Source organism: Streptococcus sinensis (assembly GCF_000767835.1).
Classification (GTDB): Bacteria; Bacillota; Bacilli; order Lactobacillales; family Streptococcaceae; genus Streptococcus; species Streptococcus sinensis.
On record NZ_JPEN01000021.1, the window covers coordinates 1 to 415 of the forward strand.

1 protein-coding gene is annotated in these 415 nt (G+C 40.6%); it reads left to right on the forward strand.

What is annotated here, in order from left to right; translation table 11 throughout:
* Positions 1 to 255: 255 nt before the first annotated feature.
* Positions 256 to 415: hypothetical protein (locus tag SSIN_RS11110; protein WP_483316109.1), on the forward strand; the 160-nt coding region annotated here is incomplete at its 3' end.

Consider the following 415-nt stretch of genomic DNA (forward strand, 5'->3'; position numbering starts at 1 on the left):
TCTTACTTGCCAGCAAAACGTGGCCAGTCTATTGACAAGATCGAAGTGAAGGATACCTATTCACCGCTTGTGGAATACAATGGCGTTCACAAATGGATTGCCAACACAGATATTCTCTTGAAAGATAGCACGAAGANAGTTGATAATGGTACAGTGAAGAACACCTTTACAGAAATTATCAATAATGTTGAACGTGATTCAAACACGGTAACACTCGTATCACCAAAAGAATACGGTGATGTCGTTGTTCACTATGTGGATGAGTCTGGTAAGAAAATCAAGGAAGATGTGACAGATACCAGCCGTGCAACAGTTGGAACATCTTATGACACAACAGATCATAAGAGCATCTCTATCAAGCACGGCGACAAAGTTTACAACATTGTACCTGAAAAGACCAAGGGTCAAGAACAAG